At 35.5% G+C, this 586-nt stretch carries 1 protein-coding gene; it reads left to right on the forward strand.

Annotation, left to right across the window (positions count from 1 at the left end):
- Positions 1 to 107 precede the first annotated feature (107 nt).
- Positions 108 to 548: a TM2 domain-containing protein gene (locus PL85_RS18530; RefSeq protein ID WP_017046221.1), complete on the forward strand. Its 441-nt coding sequence runs from the start codon at positions 108 to 110 to the stop codon at positions 546 to 548.
- Positions 549 to 586 lie beyond the last annotated feature (38 nt).

The raw sequence follows: 586 nt of genomic DNA on the forward strand, positions 1-586 counted from the left end.
TAGTTCGGTGGTTATAATTTTTTATTTAATTACCAGTATGAATTTATAGACATATACATCCTCTTTGGTAAGAATACTTTATTCTTAACTATCTGAGGCATAAGTAAATGAAAGGTACCATCATCGATTTTAATGAGTTGGATCGAACTGGATTAATCTCGGGCGAAGACGGCATTCGCTATCCACTCAATATTAATGAATGGAAGGCAGGGCAGCTTCCTAAATCAGGAATGGCTGTAGACTTTTCTGTGGAAAATGATGAAGCGAAAGCTATTTATCTGATATCTACAAGCGTAGGTTCCTCGAAGAAAATTGCTGCTGCTCTGCTTGCTTTTTTCTTTGGCGCGCTAGGCGCTCATAAATTTTATTTAGGGTATACCAAACAAGGTTTAATAATGCTGCTTGCATTCTTATTTGGTTTTGTATTGCTTGGATTGCCTTCAATAGTCATAGGTGTTATTGCTTTTGTTGAGTTTATTATTTATCTCACTAAATCAGATGAAGATTTTGAAAAAACATATGTGACGGGACGTAAGGATTGGTTCTAATATACTGATGTAATTACGTTTAACAAACGGCTCAAGAG

Origin of the sequence: Vibrio anguillarum (assembly GCF_001989995.2) — a bacterium.
Taxonomy (GTDB): Bacteria; Pseudomonadota; Gammaproteobacteria; order Enterobacterales; family Vibrionaceae; genus Vibrio; species Vibrio anguillarum.

Coding starts and splice junctions, on each gene's coding strand:
- PL85_RS18530 (WP_017046221.1), top strand. CDS start 108: ATGAAAGGTACCATCATCGATTTTAATGAGTTGGATCGAACTGGATTA.